General features: G+C 59.2%; 18 protein-coding genes. 13 read left to right on the plus strand and 5 right to left on the minus strand.

The annotated features are described in order from the left end of the window. The first annotated feature begins 299 nt into the window (after positions 1–299). The 6 genes from frdA to ACRAUW_RS00440 all read left to right on the plus strand — a co-directional run bounded on the left by frdA (position 300) and on the right by ACRAUW_RS00440 (position 6,651). Positions 300–2,084 (plus strand): fumarate reductase (quinol) flavoprotein subunit, encoded by a 1,785-nt coding sequence (frdA, locus tag ACRAUW_RS00415; RefSeq protein ID WP_431360712.1) that lies wholly within the window; start codon positions 300–302, stop codon positions 2,082–2,084. Beyond that, complete coding sequence (locus ACRAUW_RS00420) at positions 2,077–2,811, plus strand: succinate dehydrogenase/fumarate reductase iron-sulfur subunit (protein WP_431360713.1); 735 nt, start codon at positions 2,077–2,079, stop codon at positions 2,809–2,811. Before frdA ends, ACRAUW_RS00420 begins: the two co-directional genes overlap by 8 nt. A 16-nt stretch (positions 2,812–2,827) precedes the next feature. Beyond that, complete coding sequence (locus ACRAUW_RS00425) at positions 2,828–3,226, plus strand: fumarate reductase subunit C (RefSeq protein ID WP_431360714.1); 399 nt, start codon at positions 2,828–2,830, stop codon at positions 3,224–3,226. A 10-nt stretch (positions 3,227–3,236) separates the two neighbouring features. Beyond that, positions 3,237–3,593, plus strand: a complete 357-nt coding sequence (frdD, locus tag ACRAUW_RS00430) for a fumarate reductase subunit FrdD (protein WP_431360715.1) — start codon at positions 3,237–3,239, stop codon at positions 3,591–3,593. 640 nt (positions 3,594–4,233) lie between these two features. After that, complete coding sequence (locus tag ACRAUW_RS00435) at positions 4,234–5,682, plus strand: OprD family outer membrane porin (protein ID WP_431360716.1); 1,449 nt, start codon at positions 4,234–4,236, stop codon at positions 5,680–5,682. Positions 5,683–5,823: 141 nt separating this feature from the next. Next, positions 5,824–6,651: an SDR family oxidoreductase gene (locus ACRAUW_RS00440; protein ID WP_431360717.1), complete on the plus strand. Its 828-nt coding sequence runs from the start codon at positions 5,824–5,826 to the stop codon at positions 6,649–6,651. 91 nt (positions 6,652–6,742) lie between these two features. Here ACRAUW_RS00440 and ACRAUW_RS00445 read toward each other — a convergent pair whose 3' ends face one another. After that, entirely contained in the window at positions 6,743–7,075 is a 333-nt protein-coding gene (locus tag ACRAUW_RS00445; protein ID WP_111899918.1) for a DUF1904 family protein, read from the minus strand. Positions 7,076–7,163: 88 nt separating this feature from the next. Here ACRAUW_RS00445 and ACRAUW_RS00450 point away from each other — a divergent pair, with 88 nt between their 5' ends. The 4 genes from ACRAUW_RS00450 (at position 7,164) to ACRAUW_RS00465 (ending at position 10,751) form a co-directional block, all read left to right on the plus strand. Next, the gene (locus tag ACRAUW_RS00450) at positions 7,164–8,066 is read left to right on the plus strand and encodes a TraB/GumN family protein (protein ID WP_431360718.1); all 903 of its coding nucleotides are present in this window, start codon (positions 7,164–7,166) and stop codon (positions 8,064–8,066) included. 121 nt (positions 8,067–8,187) lie between these two features. After that, the gene (locus tag ACRAUW_RS00455; protein ID WP_431360719.1) at positions 8,188–8,367 is read left to right on the plus strand and encodes a DUF3149 domain-containing protein; all 180 of its coding nucleotides are present in this window, start codon (positions 8,188–8,190) and stop codon (positions 8,365–8,367) included. Between the two features lie 188 nt (positions 8,368–8,555). Further along, entirely contained in the window at positions 8,556–9,137 is a 582-nt protein-coding gene (gene smrA, locus ACRAUW_RS00460; RefSeq protein WP_431360720.1) for a DNA endonuclease SmrA, read from the plus strand. 135 nt (positions 9,138–9,272) lie between these two features. Then, positions 9,273–10,751 (plus strand): carboxypeptidase M32, encoded by a 1,479-nt coding sequence (locus tag ACRAUW_RS00465; RefSeq protein WP_431360721.1) that lies wholly within the window; start codon positions 9,273–9,275, stop codon positions 10,749–10,751. A gap of 70 nt (positions 10,752–10,821) precedes the next feature. Here ACRAUW_RS00465 and ACRAUW_RS00470 read toward each other — a convergent pair whose 3' ends face one another. After that, entirely contained in the window at positions 10,822–11,223 is a 402-nt protein-coding gene (locus tag ACRAUW_RS00470) for a glyoxalase/bleomycin resistance/dioxygenase family protein (protein WP_431360722.1), read from the minus strand. Between the two features lie 207 nt (positions 11,224–11,430). Between ACRAUW_RS00470 and ACRAUW_RS00475 the strand changes: the two genes are divergently transcribed. Further along, on the plus strand, positions 11,431–12,969 hold the full coding sequence (locus tag ACRAUW_RS00475) for an AlkA N-terminal domain-containing protein (RefSeq protein ID WP_431360723.1): 1,539 nt from the start codon (positions 11,431–11,433) through the stop codon (positions 12,967–12,969). Then, entirely contained in the window at positions 12,966–13,466 is a 501-nt protein-coding gene (locus tag ACRAUW_RS00480; protein ID WP_431360724.1) for a methylated-DNA--[protein]-cysteine S-methyltransferase, read from the plus strand. Before ACRAUW_RS00475 ends, ACRAUW_RS00480 begins: the two co-directional genes overlap by 4 nt. Before the next feature lie 40 nt (positions 13,467–13,506). On the opposite strand, the gene ACRAUW_RS00485 is transcribed toward ACRAUW_RS00480, so the two are convergent. Both ACRAUW_RS00485 and ACRAUW_RS00490 read right to left on the minus strand, forming a co-directional pair. Continuing rightward, the gene (locus ACRAUW_RS00485; RefSeq protein ID WP_431360725.1) at positions 13,507–15,366 is read right to left on the minus strand and encodes a peptidase U32 family protein; all 1,860 of its coding nucleotides are present in this window, start codon (positions 15,364–15,366) and stop codon (positions 13,507–13,509) included. Between the two features lie 97 nt (positions 15,367–15,463). Beyond that, the gene (locus ACRAUW_RS00490; protein WP_431360726.1) at positions 15,464–16,072 is read right to left on the minus strand and encodes a LysE family translocator; all 609 of its coding nucleotides are present in this window, start codon (positions 16,070–16,072) and stop codon (positions 15,464–15,466) included. Between the two features lie 257 nt (positions 16,073–16,329). Between ACRAUW_RS00490 and ACRAUW_RS00495 the strand changes: the two genes are divergently transcribed. Beyond that, complete coding sequence (locus tag ACRAUW_RS00495; protein ID WP_431360727.1) at positions 16,330–17,418, plus strand: ketoacyl-ACP synthase III; 1,089 nt, start codon at positions 16,330–16,332, stop codon at positions 17,416–17,418. Between the two features lie 217 nt (positions 17,419–17,635). Here ACRAUW_RS00495 and pnp read toward each other — a convergent pair whose 3' ends face one another. Continuing rightward, a complete protein-coding gene (pnp, locus tag ACRAUW_RS00500; RefSeq protein ID WP_431360728.1) occupies positions 17,636–19,783 on the minus strand; it encodes a polyribonucleotide nucleotidyltransferase in 2,148 nt (715 codons plus the stop codon). Positions 19,784–19,818: the final 35 nt, after the last annotated feature.

Here is a 19,818-nt window from a genome sequence, read left to right on the forward strand (position 1 = left end):
AATACAATAAAAAACTTAAAGTTTTTTTGTTGGTACCCAAAAAGAGAGATAATTCGCATTTTATTGAAAGAAAACTACGTACAATCCTGATGTTAAAGTGCCGAGAGGCCGCTATCGAATCCATCAATAAGACCGGAGAGTGACGATAATAACGACATTTTCGTCCAGGAATCAGGGTGTTTTAGAAAAAAATAACTACGACAAATGGAATAAAACCAAGCAGTTTGACTTGTATCAAGCCTGAATTTTTTTCATATAGCAAAATCGTGCCCAGCAAATCTATCCCTAAGGAGGCAGATGTGGATATTATCAAGACCGATGTGGCCATCATCGGTGCTGGTGGTGGTGGCCTACGTGCCGCAATCGCCATTGCAGAAGCCCACCCGGAGCTGGAAATCGCCCTGATTTCCAAGGTCTATCCGATGCGCAGCCACACAGTGGCCGCCGAAGGTGGCGCCGCCGGTGTCGTCCGTGATGACGACTCCCTCGAAAACCACTTCAACGACACCGTCTCCGGTGGCGACTGGTTGTGTGAGCAGGACGTAGTCGAATACTTCGTCAACAACGCCACCAACGAAATGATCCAACTGGAACACTGGGGTTGCCCCTGGAGCCGCAAGCCGGATGGCAAGGCCAACGTTCGCCGTTTCGGCGGGATGAAGATCCCGCGCACCTGGTTCGCCGCAGATAAGTCCGGTTTTCACATTCTGCACACCCTGTTCCAGACCTCCATCAAGTATCCGACCATCAAGCGCTATGACGAGCACTTCTGTCTGGATCTGATCGTAGAAGATGGCCGCGTCCAGGGCGTACTGACCTTTGATATCCAGAACGGCATCACCCGCTTCATCCAGGCCAAATCTGTGGTGCTGGCGACTGGCGGTGCCGGTCGCGTTTACCGCTACAACACCAACGGTGGCATCGTGACCGGTGACGGAATGGCGCTGGCCTACCGTCACGGCGTACCGCTGCGTGATATGGAGTTCGTCCAGTATCACCCGACCGGTCTGCCGGGCACCGGCATCCTGATGACCGAAGGTTGTCGTGGTGAGGGTGGTATCCTGCTCAACAAGGATGGCTACCGCTACCTGCAAGACTACGGCTTGGGCCCGGAAACCCCGGTCGGCCAGCCGAAGAACAAACACATGGAGCTGGGTCCCCGTGACCGTCTCTCCCAAGCATTCTGGCAAGAGCAGCAGAAAGGCCGCGTGATCCAGGGCCCGATGGGCGACGTGGTTCACCTCGACCTGCGCCACCTCGGCGAGAAGTACCTGAAAGAGCGTCTGCCTTTCATCTGCGAACTGGCCAAGGCCTACGTGGGTGTGGATCCGGTCAAGGAGCCTATCCCGGTACGTCCGACTGCCCACTACACCATGGGTGGTATCGAAACTGACGGCAAGTGCGCAACCCGCATGCCAGGCCTCTACGCCGCTGGCGAGTGTGCCTCCGTCGGTCTGCACGGTGCCAACCGTCTGGGTTCCAACTCTCTGTCCGAGATCGTGGTATTCGGCAAGGTGGCCGGTGAACAGGCAGCCGAATTCGCTGTGACCCAGCAGCACGGCAACACCGAAGCGCTGGTCGCCAAGGCCGAGCAGTTGATCAAGCAGCACCTCTCGCTGATGGATATCGACGGGACCGAAAACCCGGCCGACATCCGCAACGAACTGGGTATGTCCATGGAAGCCGGTGTCGGTATCTACCGTACCGAAGAGCTGATGCAGGGCACCATCGACAAGATCAACGAGCTGAAAGCCCGTTACAAGAAGATCAAGGTCAACGACAAGTCCTCTGTCTTCAACACCGATCTGCTGTACGCCATCGAACTGGGCTACATGCTGGACGTGGCCGAAGCCATGGCTCACTCCGCCATCAATCGTAAAGAGTCCCGCGGTTCCCACCAGCGTCTGGACGGTTATGAGGAGCGCGATGACGTGAACTTCCTCAAGCACACGCTCTCGTTCTACAACAACGGCGAAACGCCCACCATCGATTACTCCGATGTGAAGATCACTAAGTCCCAGCCGGCAAAACGCGTGTACGGCTCCGAGGGTGAGAAACAAGACGAGGCTAAGAAGAATGGCTGAGATGATTGAAATTGAGATCCTGCGCTACCGCCCGGAGCAGGACAACGAGCCCTGGATGCAGACCTTCCAGGTGCCTTACCTGAAAGAGATGTCCCTGCTGGATGCCCTGCAGTACATCAAGGATCACCTGGACTCTACCCTGAGCTTCCGTTGGTCCTGCCGGATGGCGATCTGCGGCTCCTGCGGCATGATGGTTAACGGTGTGCCCAAGCTGGGTTGCAAGACCTTCCTGCGCGACTACCTGCCGGGCAAGATGACCATTGAACCGCTCAACAACTTCCCGATTGAGCGTGACCTGGTGGTCGATATGTCCGATTTCATCGAGAAGCTGGAGAGTATCAAGCCCTACATCATCCCGTCTGAGCCGCGCAGCCTGTGCGATGGCGAGTACATCCAGACTCCGGCTGACATGGCGAAGTATCACCAGTTCTCCATGTGCATCAACTGTGGTCTCTGCTACGCAGCCTGCCCGCAGTATGGCATCAACAAGAAGTTCACCGGTCCGGCGGCACTGGCTCTGGCCTATCGCTACAACGCCGACAACCGCGACAGCGCGTCCAAAGAGCGGATGAAGATCATCAGCCAGGACGAAGGCGTATGGAGTTGTACCTTCGTGGGCTACTGCTCCGAAGTGTGCCCGAAAGGCGTGGATCCGGCCGCTGCCATCCAGCTTGGCAAGGTCGAGAGCGCCAAGGACTACATGATCGCCATGTTCAAGCCAGATTGAGAGCAGGATTGAGACCATGAACAACACTGATAGCAAACGTAAACCTTACGTCCGCGAAATGAAGAAAGACTGGTGGCTGAAGAACGCCTTCTACACCGGTTACATGATCCGTGAAGGCACCAGTATCTTCGTCTCCATCTATGCCGTTGTACTGATGTGGGGCCTGATGCGCCTGGTTCAGGGTCAGGAAGCGTTCAACGGCTGGCTGGAGTCCCTGCAAAGCCCGATCGCCATCCTGTTCCATGTCATCGCACTGGCGGCATGCCTGTTCCATGCCAAAACCTGGTTCGCCCTGGCGCCGAAAGCCATGCGCATGTTCCGTGGTGAAGAGCTGGTGCCGGAGAAACCGATCGTCATCGCCCAGTATGTGGCGCTGGCGGTGGTGTCCCTGCTTGTCCTGATCATCGTGGCCTGAGGAGAAAACCATGAGACGTTCTGACGAACCAATTTACTGGGGTCTGTTTGGTGCGGGTGGCATGGTCGTTGCCATGCTGCTGCCGGTCATTGTCCTCATCACCGGTCTGCTGGTACCCATGGGGATCATGGACGTAGAGACCATGAGCTATGATCGCGTGCTGGCATTTGCCAGCTCCTGGTGGGGTGCCTGCATCCTGTTAGCTGTCATCGCCCTGCCCATCTGGCACGGTATGCACCGTATCTACCACGGTCTACATGATCTGGGGATCCACACCACCAAACTGCACCACTATGTGTTCTATGGCTTTGCCTTCCTGGTATCCGCCATTACCGTCGGTCTGCTGATGGTGCTGGTACTCCAGTAATCACAGCGCAACTGATTGAACAAACCGGGCCTGGCGCCTGTCTCTTATCCAAAAGTCCCCGGCATCTGCCGGGGACTTTTTTTGAACGGACCTCCCATTCCGCCGCCTGAACCTCTCCTCGTCATCCATCAAGGTTCTGACCTCACTTCACTCCACCGGCCCATCGCAACCAGATCTCCGACCTTCAACCAGAGGGAATGTTTTTTTCCACCACAAAATTACACATTGCTAAAAAGTTAATCCAAGCCCCCCTATCTCGCATGAAAAGCCGAGCTGACGCGGGATACCGACAGAAAAACGTTTCCCTTCACATAAATCCTGCCATAACACCGCTTGCGGCCTTAGCCGTAATTATTTGCTCTCGGTCATATTTTTGAAGAACCAGGGGAACTTTTCATTGATATTTCGCAGCGCGAACGTACTCTTGGGGTTGTCCGATAGCCAAGAATCGGAACATAAAAAAACAACATGTGATGATCAGGACTGCCAACTACAGATGTGCCAAGACATCCGGGTTGCAGGTAGCCAAGAGAAGATTTTTTGCCCTTCGGGGTTTTGATTGCAATGCCAATACCGAGCGGTAGGCCCGATGCCAACTGCCGGAAAAAAAGCTAAGTCCATAAAATCAGGAGCAATAAAAATGGAAAAAGTGATCTTCAAGCGCGCCGCTTTGAGTGCCGCTGTGGTAGCCGCTCTGGTCGCCCCCGGTATGGCGTTGGCAGCTCAGGATATGATGAGCCCGGAATACGGCCAGTCCTATGAAACCTTCGTTAAAGACTCCAAACTGACCGGCGGTCTGTTCTACTTCCAGCGTGATCGTCAGCGCATCGATGGTGACCCGACTGCAGCCAAGAAAGAAGGCAAATACCAGTCCAACCTGAGCCATTCCACCGTTCAAGCCGCTCTCAACTTCAACTCCGGTTATGCCTGGGACACCGTAGGTCTGGATCTGGGCGGCTTCGGTGCCTATGACCTGGCCGTTACCGAAAATCACCCGGTCAACCAGGAAAACGAATTCTCCTTCGCTGGCCGTTCTTGGGGCAACAACGCCAAAGATGGCTCCCCTGAAGGTGGTTTCAGCCTCTCCAACGCAGCGATGAAGCTGAAATTCCTGGACGGCGGCATCACTGCCAAGGGTGGTTATACCCAGCTGTATGTCCCTGGCCAAATCGGTGTTAACTGGTCTTATCAACCGGGTACCTATCGTGGTGGTCAAGTTGAAGGTAACTTCGGTGGCCTCTACCTGACCTACGCCATCGCTGACGAGTACAAGGCCCCCTGGTACAAAGAGACTCAGGTCTTCTCCCGTGCCAAAGCGTGGATGGATCCGTTCGCTGATGAAAACGTCATCGACTACATCCACGGTATCGCAGCCCGTTACACCTTCGAGAATGGCACTGCAGTGACCGGTTCTTTCGGTCAGTCCGAAGGCTACATGGATAGCTACCACTTCAAACTGGCTCACAAGTTTGACGTACTGGGCGGCCTCTCCACCAGCTACCAGTTCTACGGTTCCGAGACCGAGACCTACACCAAGGGCGCTTCCCAGATCGAGACTTATGACGGTCTGGCATGGCAACAAGCTCTGACAGCTGCCTGGGGCATGGGCCCGTACGGCTTCCGTCTGGAAGGTCTGTGGACCAAGGCCGAAGGTAACGAAGGCAACTACCTGCCCCGCCTGACCCGTGGCTACGCCAACTCCCAGGGTGCCAACGAAATTTGGTGGGACTCCCGCTCTGACTGGAACGCCAACAACGAGAAAGCGCTGTTCTTCGGCGTGACCCGTTCTCTGGATGACCTGGTGGGTGCCCCTGGCTGGTCAGTCGGTGTATCCGGTGCTTACGGTTGGGATATCGAGAAAGGTGATGGCACTAAAGCTACCAACGGTGAAGATACCGAATGGGCTGCCAACTTTGATGTCAGCTATACCGTGCAGGATGGCAAGCTGAAAGGCACCCTGTTCAAACTGCACTACACCGACTACAACAACGACATAACTCAAAAAGGTGGTTGGACCGACTATCCCAACATCTTCGCCTCAGAGAAGGACGTCAAGTTCCACATCATCATGCCGCTTACCTTCATGTAATCAGGCAATACGATGTCAGCAAACCGGGCCACTTGGCCCGGTTTTCTTTTTGCCGGTTGGCAGGCTAACATGCGAGCCGGATAGGGATTTTATCCACTCACCCGCCCGCACGCTTTTGTCAGCAGTCACAAGGACGCCATCATGCCCCGTTTTGTTCTGATCACCGGTTGTTCCAGCGGTATTGGCCTCGCCGCCGCACAGGCGCTCGGGCAGCACGGTTTTACCGTGATCGCCTCGGCGCGCAAGGCGGAAGATGTGGCCCGCTTGCAGCAACAGGGATTGCTGGCGGTACAGCTGGATCTGGCGGACCCTGCTTCCATCGAGCTGGGTGCCAGTGCGGCGCTCCATCTGGCGGGCGGGCGCCTCTATGGCCTGTTCAACAATGGCGCTTATGGCCAACCCGGGGCGCTGGAAGATCTGCCCACCGAGGCGCTCAGGGAGCAGTTCAATACCAACCTGTTTGGCTGGCACCATCTGATCCGTCAGGTGCTGCCGCCGATGCTGGAGGCCAAAGAGGGGCGGATAGTGCAGAACAGCTCGGTACTGGGACTGGTTGCCATGAAGTATCGCGGCGCCTACAACGCCAGCAAGTTTGCGCTGGAAGGTTATAGCGACACTCTGCGCCTCGAACTGGCGGGTAGCGGGGTACATATCAGCCTGATTGAACCGGGCCCCATCGATACCCGTTTTCGTGACAATGCCCGCAGCGCCTTCTTGCGCCACATCGACCCGGCTCAGAGTCGTCATCAGTCGGCCTACCGCCAAACTCTGACGCGGCTGGAAAAAGAGGGGGCCACCAGCGGCTTTACCCTCCCAAGCGAAGCCTGCATCCCGCCGCTGCTCCATGCGCTGACCCACGCCCATCCCAAGGCACGCTATCCGGTGACCACTCCAACCCGGCTGTTTGCCTTCCTGCGACGGGTATTGCCCACTCGCTGGCTCGATAAACTGCTGGCCAAATCGGCCTGATCCCGTGATGGGCGACAAGCATCCTGCCGCCCAAGTGGCGTTAGCCGGGTAGCGGCGTCACCCGTCCCGCCAACCTGGTTTGTCCCTCTCTTCAATAGTGCTCGCCATTGCTGTAGTAGGCGCTCTTGACCAAGGGGATCACCTGCACCACCACATAGGTCTGCTCCCCCAGCACCTGCTTCAAATGGCGCGTGATAAGGCGCGCGGCGGCGTCCTGCATCTCCTGCGGCCGTTCGAACCAGTGCAACTCGACAAACGGAAATCCCGCCTCTGGCTCGCCGTTACGGATCCAGCAACTCTCCACCCGCTCCATGGTGACAAACTCCGGCTTGCCGCCGGTCAGCTCGCAAAGCTCGGCCAGCAGCGGGCCGCTCACCTGTTGCAGGGTCTCAAGCGCCACGGCGCGAAAACGAAGGTGGGGCATGGCAAACCTCTTGGTTATCTGAAATGAGGACTTATCATAGGGCTTATTGTCAGCAAGAGAAGTCACCCGGCGCACATTAAGGATCCCCATGAGATTTCATCGCACCCTCTTTGCCTTCCTGCTCTGCCTGCTGCTACCGCTGCACGCCTTTGCCGATCCCGCCTTCTATCGGGTAAGCAAGGGCAACCAGCAACACTGGCTGCTGGGCTCCATCCATGCGGGCAAGCCTTCCCTCTATCCTCTTCCCGAGCCTGTGGAGCGTGCCTGGCTGCAGAGTCGCGCACTGGTGATGGAGGTGGACATGAACAGCATCACGCCGGATCAGTGGCAAGAGATGGGATCTATCACCCGACTGGTGGATGGCAAATCACTCAAGCAATATCTGCCTGCCGAACTCTATCAGCGTACCCTGATGGCAGGGGCCCGTTACGACCTCGATGAAGCAACCCTCGCCCCCCTGCGCCCCTGGTTTGCCGCCATTACCCTGACCCAGGCCGCCATGGCCCGCTCCGACTTAAAGAGTGAACTCGGGATAGACCAGCACTTTGCCGCCCGGGCCGCCAAAGAGGGCAAACCGGTGGTGGGCTTTGAGACCCTGCTGGAGCAGCTCGGTTATCTGGCCAGCGTGGGTGATAACCAGACCCTGATGCTCGCCAGCACCCTGGATGAGCTACCGATGCTGGAGAGTGGTTTCGCCGCCGTGATGAAGGCGTGGCAACAGGGGGATGAGGCGACGCTGATCAATCTGCTCAAGGAGGAGATGGCTCCCCCCCCGCTACAAAGCTGGATGGAGCAGACCCTGCTGGCCGAGCGCAACCACAACTGGCTGAAGAAATGGTCCACCCTGCCCAACGAGAGCTTTATCGTAGTAGGCGCCCTGCACCTTTACGGCGAGCAGGGGTTGCTGGCGTTGCTGGAGCAGCAAGGGTGGCGTATTACCCCGCTCACCACACCAGGCCCTGTGCAGGCTCGGTCGCAAGGAGTCCAGTGAGAACGATCACAGATTGCGCTGGTTATTAAACAACCTGCAAGGGAGTTGATCGGGATCATCCCGGACGGGGCAAAGAGGTATTTATCATGCCTGTCATCAACCGGGTGACAGGAGCAATAAAATGGACTTTTGGCTGGACCTGATGTTTGGCAACAGCGTGGGATTGATGTCGATGCTGGTGATTATCGGCACCTTCTTGCTCATCAGCTCTTACGCGGCCTACTTCATCTACAAGGTGATGCACTCACAACCGCCGCATTCGCAGCAACACTATTCTCAGCAAACCAAAGAGGGAAAATAATCCTCTGACCCCAGGCGGCAGCACACACTGACCGCCTGTGCTGTTTTATGGTTCGCGATAGTGATGCCCTGGCCAGGCTGCACCAGTGCCCATACGTTGCCCCCCTCTTATCCCCTGCCCCTTTCCCCGTTTTCTGTGCCGGTTGCGGCCGTTATAATGGCCGCCACTTTTTTTATGGGGAGCCTGCCGTGTCTCATAACGACGAACTCTCGCTATTTATGAATGAAGTGGCCGACGTGCGGCCCATTCGCAGCGACAACATCCATCCCCATGCGGCCAAATCCGCCCCGACCGAGGCGCATCTCGCTCGCCGTCAGGCCGCCACCGCCGAACAACTCACCCTCGACCACCTCACCATGGAGGCCATCGAGATGCGCGATCCGCACGAAATCGTCGGCTTCAAACGTGATGGGGTGCAGGAGGGGGTCTACAAGAAGCTGCGGCTCGGCAAATACGAGCTTCAGGCCAGCCTGGACTTGCACCAGAAAACCCTCAACGAAGCGCGCCAGACGCTGGTGCAGTTCATTGCAGATTGTGAAGTCCGGGATATCCGCTGCCTGCTGATCCTGCACGGCAAGGGGGAGCGCAGCACCCCGCGCGCTCTGCTGAAAAGCTATGTCAGCGCCTGGTTGCCGCAACTGCCTGCCGTCATGGCGATCCACAGCGCCGAGCGTCGCCACGGCGGCAGCGGCGCGCTCTATGTGCTGCTGCGTAAAAGCGAACGCAAAAAAGCGGAAAACCGCGAACGGCACCAGAAGCGCCTCGGCTAACCCGATAGCTGCCACTCCTCGGACCCGCCCTCGCGAAGGTGGTCAACCAGACGATAGCAGTGTTAGCATCGACCAGCCCCGGTCATGCCAGGTACGGGGCTGTCTACCATCAGGGACGCGAACAAGGACAATCCCATGTCATATCAAAAGCTTGAACAACATCAGCAACAGATCCACCGCTTTAGCCACCTCGCCGCCATCTGCGGCTGGGATCAGGCGGCCATGATGCCGGAAGGGGGCAACGATGCCCGTGCCGAAGCGATGGCTGAACTCGGTCTGCTGATCCACCAGAAGCGCACCGCTCCCGAGCTCGGCGACTGGATTGCCAAGGCCGAGAGTGAGCCACTCGATGAGGTGCAGCGCGCCAACCTCAGCGAGATCAAGCGCCAGTGGCAAGATGCAAGCCTGCTGCCCGGTGAGCTGGTCGAAGCGCTGTCACTGGCCGGCAGCAAGTGCGAGCACGCCTGGCGCAGCCAGCGCACGAACAACGACTGGACCGGTTTTGCCCCCAATCTCGAGGCGGTGGTGAACCTCTCCCGTGAAGTGGCACAGTTGCGGGCCGATGCGCTTGGCGTGCGCCCCTACGATGCCATGCTGGCCCGCTATGAGCCGGGCATGACCACTACTCGGCTCGATGAGATCTTCGGCGATCTCGCCAGCTGGCTGCCCGGTCTTATCCAGACCGTGAGCGAGCAGCAGAAGGGCGATGCCCTGCTTATACCGCAAGGCCCCTTCCCCATCCCCACCCAGCAAGCCTTCGGTCAGGAAGTGATGGGGGTGCTCGGCTTTGATTTCGCCCACGGCCGCCTCGACGTGAGCAGTCACCCCTTCTGTGGCGGGGTGCCGACCGATGTGCGGATCACCACCCGTTACAACGAGCAGGAGTTTGTCTCGAGCCTGATGGGCATAGTGCACGAGACCGGCCACGCCCGTTACGAGCAGGGGCTGCCACGCCATCTGCTGGGTCAGCCGGTGGCCGAGGCGCGCTCCATGGCGATTCACGAGAGCCAGAGCCTGTTTTGCGAGATGCAGCTGGGACGCAATCCGGCCTTCCTGGCACTGCTTGCCCCCTATATTCGTCATCACTTCGGCGAGCAGGAGGCATTTTCACCGGCGAACCTGGCCACTCTCTACAGCCGGGTCGAGCCGGGCTTTATCCGGGTCGATGCCGACGAGGTGACCTATCCGGCCCACGTTATCCTGCGCTACGAGCTGGAGCGCGATCTGGTTGAAGGGAAGATCGAGGTAGCCGATATCCCCGAGCTGTGGGACGCCAAAATGCAGCAATGGCTGGAGCTCTCCACCAAGGGCAACTACCGCAATGGCTGCATGCAGGATATTCACTGGACCGATGGGATGTTTGGCTACTTCCCGAGCTACACGCTAGGTGCCATGTATGCCGCCCAACTGCGCTTTGCTCTCGAAAAAGAGTTGGGCAACATGGGTGAGCTGATCACCGCAGGCCGCCTGCCGGAGATCTTTGGCTGGCTCGGACGCAACATCTGGTCACAGGCAAGCCTGCACAGCACCGACGAGCTGGTGCGCCGTGCCACCGGTGAAGCGCTCAATCCGCACTGGCTGCGCCAGCATCTGGAACAGCGCTATCTGAAGTGATCCGTGCAATACGGGTAAAACATGACGGGGCCATGACAGGCCCCGTTTTTTTATTGGTAAACGATCCGTGTCAGAGCGGATCCTGCGCGCTTAAAAATTCGCGCAGTTGCAGAATATTGCCTTCAGGGTCGAAGGCGTTGCGCACCACAAAGCCGGGCCCGGACCACTGCTGTGGCAGCAGGCCACCACCGAGATCCGCCGCTTTCGCCTCCGCCCACGCAAGGCTTGGCACGGTAAAGAAGAGCTTGATGGCCCCCTGCTCGCGCAGCGCTGGCGGCGTCGTGACAACGACCTGTCCGATATAGGGCTCGGGGATGACATGCACAAGCAGCTGGATGTCACCGTTCTCCAGCACGATCAGCTGCTCGCTCTGACTGCGGATCTCCATCTGCAGCAAGGTTCGGTAAAAGTGGCTCAGCAAGCCCGGCTCCCTGGCATAGATCAGGGCGCCGGCACGGGCGGGACCTGGCATAGTGCAATCCTCGGTGATAAAGGCTCATCCACCTTCGCACAGTTGCGCACGACCTTCACCTGTTTCAGCGCACATTCCTCGCAAACTTAATTATTATCCCTGTCCGTTTCTGGCTAGTCATCCCTCGCGATCCTGCTTAGTCTCTCACTCATCCCTTTTGTGCCGCATCAGCAAACACCCGGCCCCCACCAGCAAGAGAGCCATGCCATGACGCCGCAGCACGAGCGTGACCAGCCACAGGATCACCAGATCAACACCCTCAGCCGCGAACAGTGTCACGCCGCACGGCTCGCCCGCGATGCTCGCTTTGATGGCCGCTTCTTTACCGGCGTGCTCTCGACCGGCATCTACTGCCGGCCTGTCTGCCCGGCACGGCCACCGCACGAGCACAATGTGCGCTACTTCCAAAGCGCCGCGGCCGCCGAACAGTATGGGCTGCGACCCTGCCTGCGCTGCCGCCCTGAGCTGGCCCCCGCCGCCCGTGGCGATCTGCCGGTTGAACTGGCACATCTGCTGGCACGCATCGATCGCGGCGAGCTGGCGGAGGGCACGCTCGCCAAACTGGCCGCTAAGGCCGGGATCAGCGAACGCACTCTGCGCCGCCAATTCGAGCAGCACCTCGGCGCCTCACCAAAACAGGTGGAACAGACACGCCGCCTGCTGCTCGCAAAAAGGCTGCTGACCGAAACCGGGCTGCCCATCACCGATATCGCGTTTGCCGCAGGCTTTGCCAGCATCCGCCGCTTCAACGATGCCTGGCTGAACGCCTATGGGATGGCCCCACGCACCTTGCGCCAACAAGAGGATCATGCGCCAGAGCACATGAGCGCGCAGCCGCGCGGCGCAACCCTGACGCTGCAACTTCCCTACCGCCCCCCATATGACGTGGCGGCCATGCTGGCGTTCTACCGGCTGCGGGCTATCCCCGGACTGGAGCGGGTAGATGGCGAGGTATATGAGCGGCGCTACCGGGTCGGCGATCAGGTCGCGCTGGTGCGTATCGCGCAGGGCAAGGGGCACAGCCTGCAACTCACCGTGCATGACCTGCCGCTCGCGGCACTGCCCGATCTGCTCTATCGGGTGCGCAGGATGTGGGATCTCGATGCCGATATGCAGCGGATCGGTGATCTGCTCGGTCAGGATCCGCTGCTCGCCCGCTTGCAGGGGCGCTGGCCCGGCGTGCGGCTGCCGGGTGGCTGGGACGAATACGAGGTGATGCTGCGCGCCATCGTCGGCCAGCAGGTGTCGGTCAAGGGAGCCATCACCATACTCGGGCGGCTGGTGGCGCGCACCGAGGCGCAATTCGGGGGGGCGCAACTGCCGACCCCCGCCCAGTTGTGCGAGCTCGATCTCGACGGTATCGGCATGCCCGGCAGCCGTATTCGTACCCTGCAGGGAGTGGCTCAGGCGCTGGCCAGCGGCGAGCTGACCCTCACGACAGCCAGTGATGAGCAGTTGCTGGCGCTACCGGGCATAGGCCCCTGGACAGTCGCTTACTGGCGACTGCGCTGCGGGCTCGATACAGATGCTTTCCCCGCCTCCGATCTGGTGCTGCAAAAGGCACTCGGCGGCGGCACCAAGCTGCCGGTAAAAGAGGTGTTGGCGCAAAGCGCAGCATGGCAGCCGTGGCGCAGCTACGCGGCCAGCTGGCTGTGGCACGCAATGAGTGAAGCGCCCGATTTGCTGCTCCGTGCCACCGGCAACGAACAACAGCCAGATACCCAACAACAGGAGAGAACCCCATGATCCGCTACGATATCCTGCCGACCCGCTGCGGCGATCTGCTGGTCGCCATCAATGAATATGGTCTGGTACACGTGGACTTTATGGCGGGCCTGCGGGCGCTGCCCGATATGAGTGGCTGGCAGCAAGATCACGAGGCGCTGGCCCCCTTCCTCGCCGAATTTGACGCCTATTTGGTCGGTCGCTTGCAGCGCTTCTCCCTGCCCCTTGCCGCCCGTGGCACCGCCTTTCAGCAGGCGGTGTGGCAAGCGCTGTGCGACATCCCCTATGGCGAAACCCGCAGCTACAGCGATATTGCTCGCGCCATCGGCAAACCCGATGCGGTGCGGGCTGTGGGCGCAGCAAATGGCCGCAATCCGCTCTCGATCATCGTCCCCTGCCATCGGGTGATCGGCCAAAACGGTAGCCTGACCGGCTATGCGGGGGGATTGGAGATCAAAAAAGCGCTGCTGGCGCTGGAGAGGGGCAATAAAGGAGGATGGGCGGAAAGCCTGTGCTAAAAAACAGCCCCCTTTCCAGATGGAGAAAGGGGCTCTTTGATCAGCGTTTCAGGCTGCCCATCACATGCATTTCGCAGCGGTTACAGTCAAAACGCAGACGGAAGGTGTCTTTACCCATCTTGAGCTCCAGCGGCTCGGCCTTGAGACCGGGCACCTCGTTCGGGCAGAGGTTCTGGCTGTAGCGGATGCAGTGTTTGGTGATCATCAGCACCACTTCCCGCTCCTCCTTGTTCGCTTCATAGGCGGGGGCAATGCGCTCCACCCCGTGCTCATGGAAGAACTTTTCAGCCGCGCTGTTAAGCACGTTGCCAAGGTAGGAGAGGCGGTGCTGGGGATAGTGGATATCCCGCAGGGCGATCCGTCGCTCGGGGCGCTGGTAGCTGGCCACCCGCGCCGCCTCCAGCGCGGCGATGCCGTCCCGGCGCAGACCGTTGAGCTGTGATGCGGCGATAAATAGCGGCCTCGTTACTGCCAACTCAATCTTGCGCGCCACAAACAGGGTATTGCCGAGCTTGCCAAGTTGATCCCGCGCCTGTTGCAGCGCCCGCTCCGGATTGTCGGCAGGTTGTTTGCCACAGGGAAGCGTCACCGCGGCGCTGATGCCTTGCTCGTCGGTGAGCGTTAGGTTCACGCCCTCATCGCACTCTGCCAGCACCATATCGACCCGGATGCGGCGATCCGCGCTCGCCTTCTCCAGCATCTTGCTGAACGCCTGATCGTGGTTGCGGTAGATTTCTGTCCCCACCTTTAGCCCCGGCATGCGTTCTGACAGGAGTAACTGCTTACCTTCGACCTTGTTGAGGCGCATCCCCACCAGCTCGTTATTCGGCTTGAAGAAGCCCAGACCGTCGCCGTTGTTGAGGGTGACCTGTTTGCCATCGATCTCGATACCGTCACGGGTCACCTTAGTGACCCGCCCCAGCGGCTCGCCCACATATTTCGGGCTCCTGGTAGAATCGATCCCTTGCTGACGACCATTGAGGAAGTAGTCGGTAGAGCCACGGTTGAAACTCTTTTTCGGATCCGGTTCGAAGCTGTAGCTGCAACGACCTGCCGAAGCGGCCACCAGATCGGAGCGACTATCCAGAATGGCGTCGAGCTTCTGGCGATACCAGGCGGTGACGTTTTTGACGTAGTCGAGCCCCTTGAGGCGCCCTTCAATCTTGAAGGAGCGGATCCCCGCCTCGATCAAGGCCTCCAGGTTGTCGGTCTGATCCATATCCTTGAGCGACAGCAGGTGGCTGTCGGCTACCAGCACTTCACCGTCCGGCTTTTGCAGCGAGCAGGGCAGACGGCAGAGCTGGGCACATTCACCGCGGTTGGCGCTGCGGCCGGTACGGGCGTGGCTGATATTGCACTGGCCGCTGTAGGAGACGCAGAGCGCGCCGTGGATAAAAAACTCCAGCTGCACATTGGTCGCCGCGCTGATCTCGCGGATCTGCGCCAGCGACAGTTCGCGCGCCAGCACCACCTGAGAGAAACCCACATCCTGCAGAAACTTCACCTTCTCCGGCGTGCGGTTGTCGGTCTGGGTACTGGCATGAAGCGCGATGGGTGGCAGATCGAGCGCCAGCAGTCCCATATCCTGCACAATCAGCGCATCGGCACCGGCTTCGTAAATTTGGTAGGTCAGGCGCCGAGCCTGCTCCAGCTCATGATCATGCAGCAGGGTGTTGAAGGCGACAAAAACCTGGGCACCGAAACGGTGGGCGTGACGCGCCAGCGCTTCGATATCTTCGAGAGAGTTGCCCGCAGCGCTGCGGGCGCCAAAGGCGGGGCCCCCCATGTAGACGGCATCCGCACCATGATTGATGGCTTCGATGCCGTAGGCGAGGTTCTTGGCCGGAGCCAGCAGCTCCAACCGGTTGTTGTGGCTTAACGGGTGCTTGTTCTGGTGCATGGTCTCGGGATCAGGGCGGACAGCAAATGGGCGCTACTCTAGCCCATTCACCACCCGCGTGCCTTGATCCCGCTTAAGGTATCCGCAAAATGCAGGATTAGATAACCACCTTGAGCGCCAGCCCGAGCAGCACCAAGCCGCTCACCTTGTCGATCACAAAGGATTTGGCTTTAAGCCACGCCAGCACAGGCCCGCGCGAGAGCACCAGCGCCACCAGCACATACCAGGCGGCATCGATCCCGCCAGCGGTAAGCATCATGATGCCTCCTTCGCTCCAGCCGGTATCGGCCCGCACAAACTGGCTGAACAGGGCGATGAAGAAAACCGCCAGCTGGGGGTTAAGGAAAGCCACCATAAAACCTTCAAAGGCCCCCTGCCGACCGCGCAGTTGATGCACCTCTTCATTCGCTTCACTACTGGCAGGTTTTGCCAGCAGGGCTTTCACCCCGAGCCAGGCAAGAAATGCGGCGCCGCCGTAGCGGATCAGATCAAACAGGATCGGGGTCTGGGTGATCAAAATGGAGAGACCCAGTGCGGTGACCAGCGCATAGATTCCAACCCCAAAGCCGTGACCGAGCGCAGTGGCGACGCCATGCCCCTGCCCGCCCTGCACCGTGTTGCGGATGATCAGCGCCAGACTCGGCCCCGGGCTGATGGCCCCCATCACGCAGATTGCGGCCAGAGCAAGCCAACTCGTCCATTCCATGATGTACCTCTGTCAGGTGTAGTAATGATGGGTGGCACTCCCTGTGCTGACAGATCAGGCGGGCCGCCGGCAAGTCGGAACTGGGCAGATTGACAAGCTATGTGCCGCTCCTGCTGTGACATTATCCTATCTGACGCGTCTGGGCACACCCCTTCCTGCACCGAGCCGGGACACGCAAGATGACACACCCGCTCCGGTGCGGCATAATCGCACGATTTTCCGCCCGCGGGCTATCCACTTTGAGAAGCGGTAACAAGATGAAATACGCCAATATCACCGGCTGGGGCAAATGCCTGCCTCCCTCCGTGCTGACCAACGATGACCTCAGCACCATCATGGATACGTCAGACGAGTGGATCTATCCGCGCACCGGCATCAAGGCCCGCCGGATCTCCCACGTCAGCACCTCGGATCTCGCCACCCTGGCCGGTCGCCGCGCACTGGCCTGCGCCGGTCTGGAAGCGAGCGATCTCGATGGCATCATCCTGGCGACCGCAACCCCGGACAACCTGCTGCCAAGCGCCGCCTCTGCGGTGCAGAAGAAACTGGGCGCCGTCAACGCCGCCGTGTTCGACCTCAACGCGGCTTGCACCGGTTTCGTCTATTCCCTCTCCGTCGCCACCTCGCTGGTGCAGACCGGCATGATGAAGAAGGTGCTGGTGATCGGTGCCGAGCGCCTCACCTACCTGCTGGATTGGGCGCGCCGCGATACCGCCGTGCTGTTTGGCGATGGTGCCGGTGCCGTGGTAATCGAGGCGAGCGAGCAGGAGTGTGGCCTGATCGCCAACAAGCTGGGCTGTGACAGCGAAGCGCGGGAGATCCTGCACGTACCTAACTTCGGTACCGATCGGGTGCGTTTTGCCGATATCGATGGGCTGTTCACCTTCAACTTCGAAGGGCCGGAGATCTTCAAACGCGCCGTGCGCGGCATGGGTGAGGCCACAAGCACTGTGCTGGCGCAGGCCGGTATTGCGCCGGAGCAGGTCAACCTGATCGTGCCGCACCAGGCCAATATCCGCATCATCGAGACCCTCGCCAAGCGGATGAATGCGCCGATGGAGAAGGTGATGGTCAACATCGAAAATTATGGCAACACCTCCGCAGCTACTGTGCCCATCGCCCTGTGTGAAGCGCTGGAGCAGGGCCGCGTCAAGCCGAACTCCTATCTGCTGACCGCCGCTTTCGGTGCCGGCCTGACCTGGGGTGCCGCCATCATCAAGTGGGGCGATCGTGTTACCCCTATCAGTAAATGCGAGGCTGAACTGCCACCGTGCGACCAGAGCGCACTGGAACTGATTGCTCACGCCGTCGAAGGGTGCCAGAAGGCCCACGCCAACGAAGCCTGACAGCGACCGCTTTCAGCAAAAGAGCCTGCAATCGCAGGCTCTTTTTTATCTCGATGTTCTTATTTACCATTTCCATTGCAGGAGATGCATCCTGCCATCCTCGGCAGATAACTCCTTTGACCGGGATCTCCGCCATTGCCCATAAAAAAGTCCGGCTCCCCAAGGGGAGCCGGACTTTTTACATCAACCGGAACCGATCCGGTATCAGGCTAGCAGATTACTCTGCAGCAGGCGCTTCTTCAGCGGCCGGAGCGGCGTCAGCAGCAGGTGCTGCTGCTTCGGTCGGGGCGTTCGCTTCCTTGATGGAGAGACGTACGCGGCCCTGACGGTCCACTTCCAGTACCTTCACCTTGACCACGTCACCGATGGTCAGGTGGTCAGCCACGTTCTGCACGCGAGCATCGGTGATCTGGGAGATGTGTACCAGACCATCTTTGCCCGGCAGAATGTTGACGAATGCACCGAAATCGGCCAGACGAACAACTTTACCTTCATAGATGCGGTTCACTTCGATCTCGGCGGTGATGGCCTCGATGCGACGGATCGCTTCCATGGCGGCTTCGTTGGCCACGGCGGAGATACGTACAGTACCGTCATCATCCAGCTCGATGTTGGTGCCGGTCTCTTCGGTCAGCGCACGGATCACGGAACCACCCTTACCGATCACGTCCTTGATCTTCTCAGGATTGATCTTGATGGTGTGGATACGCGGTGCGAAATCGGAGATCTGGGCACGCGGAGCCTGGATAGCTTCATCCATCACTTTCAGGATGTGCAGACGAGCGCCACGAGCTTGCTTCAGCGCAATCTCCATGATCTCTTTGGTGATGCCTTCGATCTTGATGTCCATCTGCAGCGCGGTCACACCTTCGGTAGTACCGGCTACTTTGAAGTCCATGTCGCCCAGGTGATCTTCGTCACCCAGAATGTCGGACAGCACGACGAAACCTTCTTCTTCCTTCACCAGACCCATGGCGATACCGGCAACGGAGGCCTTGATCGGCACACCGGCATCCATCAGTGCCAGAGAGGAACCACAGACAGAGGCCATGGAGGAGGAACCGTTGGATTCGGTGATTTCAGACACCACGCGCACCACGTACGGGAACTCGGCGGCGCTCGGCATCACGGCAGCAACGCCGCGCTTGGCCAGACGGCCGTGGCCGATTTCGCGACGCTTCGGACTACCCATCATGCCGGTCTCACCAACGCAGTATGGCGGGAAGTTGTAGTGCAGCATGAAACGATCGGCACGGTTGCCTGTCAGCTCGTCGATGTTCTGGGCGTCACGCTCGGTACCCAGAGTGGCAACCACGATAGCCTGAGTTTCACCACGGGTGAACAGGGCAGAACCGTGAGCACGGGGCAGAATACCGGTGCCTACGCTCAGGGCGCGGATCATTTCCGGATCGCGACCATCGATACGCGGCTCACCACGTACTACGCGACCACGAACGATGCGGCTTTCCAGACTGTGGAACTCTTCGCCGATCTTCTTGGCATCTTCTTCCACGCCGGAAGCGATAACTTGCTCAACCACACGACCCTTGATGGCAGCGATGGTTTCGTAACGAACAGCCTTCTCGGTGATGCGGTAGGCTTCACCCAGCTCGGCGCTCGCCAGCTCGGCAACCTTGGCTTTCAGCGCTTCGTTGATGGCAGGAGCAGTCCAATCCCACGGCTTGGTGCCGACGGCAGCGGCAAACTCGTTGATCGCATTGATCACGGTCTGCATCTGGTCGTGACCGTATACCACGGCGCCCAGCATTACCTCTTCGGAGAGGATAGCCGCTTCGGACTCAACCATCAGTACCGCGTTGGCAGTACCGGCAACCACCAGATCCAGATCGCTCTGCGGCAGTTCGGTGGTGGTCGGGTTCAGCACATACTGACCGTTCATGTAACCCACGCGAGCCGCGCCGATCGGGCCGCCAAACGGGATACCGGAGATGGCCAGCGCCGCGGAGGCACCGATCATGGCAACGATGTCGGGGGATACGGCCGGATTCACGGACATGACGGTCGCAACGACCTGAACCTCATTGAGGAAGCCTTCCGGGAACAGCGGACGAATAGGACGGTCGATCAGACGGGAGATGAGGGTCTCGCCTTCGCTCGGACGGCCTTCACGACGGAAGAAACCACCCGGGATACGACCAGCAGCATAGGTACGCTCCTGGTAGTTGACGGTCAGCGGGAAGAAATCACGGCCGTGATCGGCCTCTTTCTTGCCAACTACGGTCACAAATACGCAGGTATCGTCCATGCTGACCATTACGGCCGCAGTGGCTTGACGGGCCATCACACCGGTTTCCAGAGTGACGGTGTGTTGACCGTACTGGAATGACTTTACAATAGGATTCACGTGAATTTCCTTTTTACAATTTGGCTCTTTAAATT

The organism is Aeromonas sp., from assembly GCF_050633025.1.
Lineage (GTDB): Bacteria > Pseudomonadota > Gammaproteobacteria > Enterobacterales > Aeromonadaceae > Aeromonas.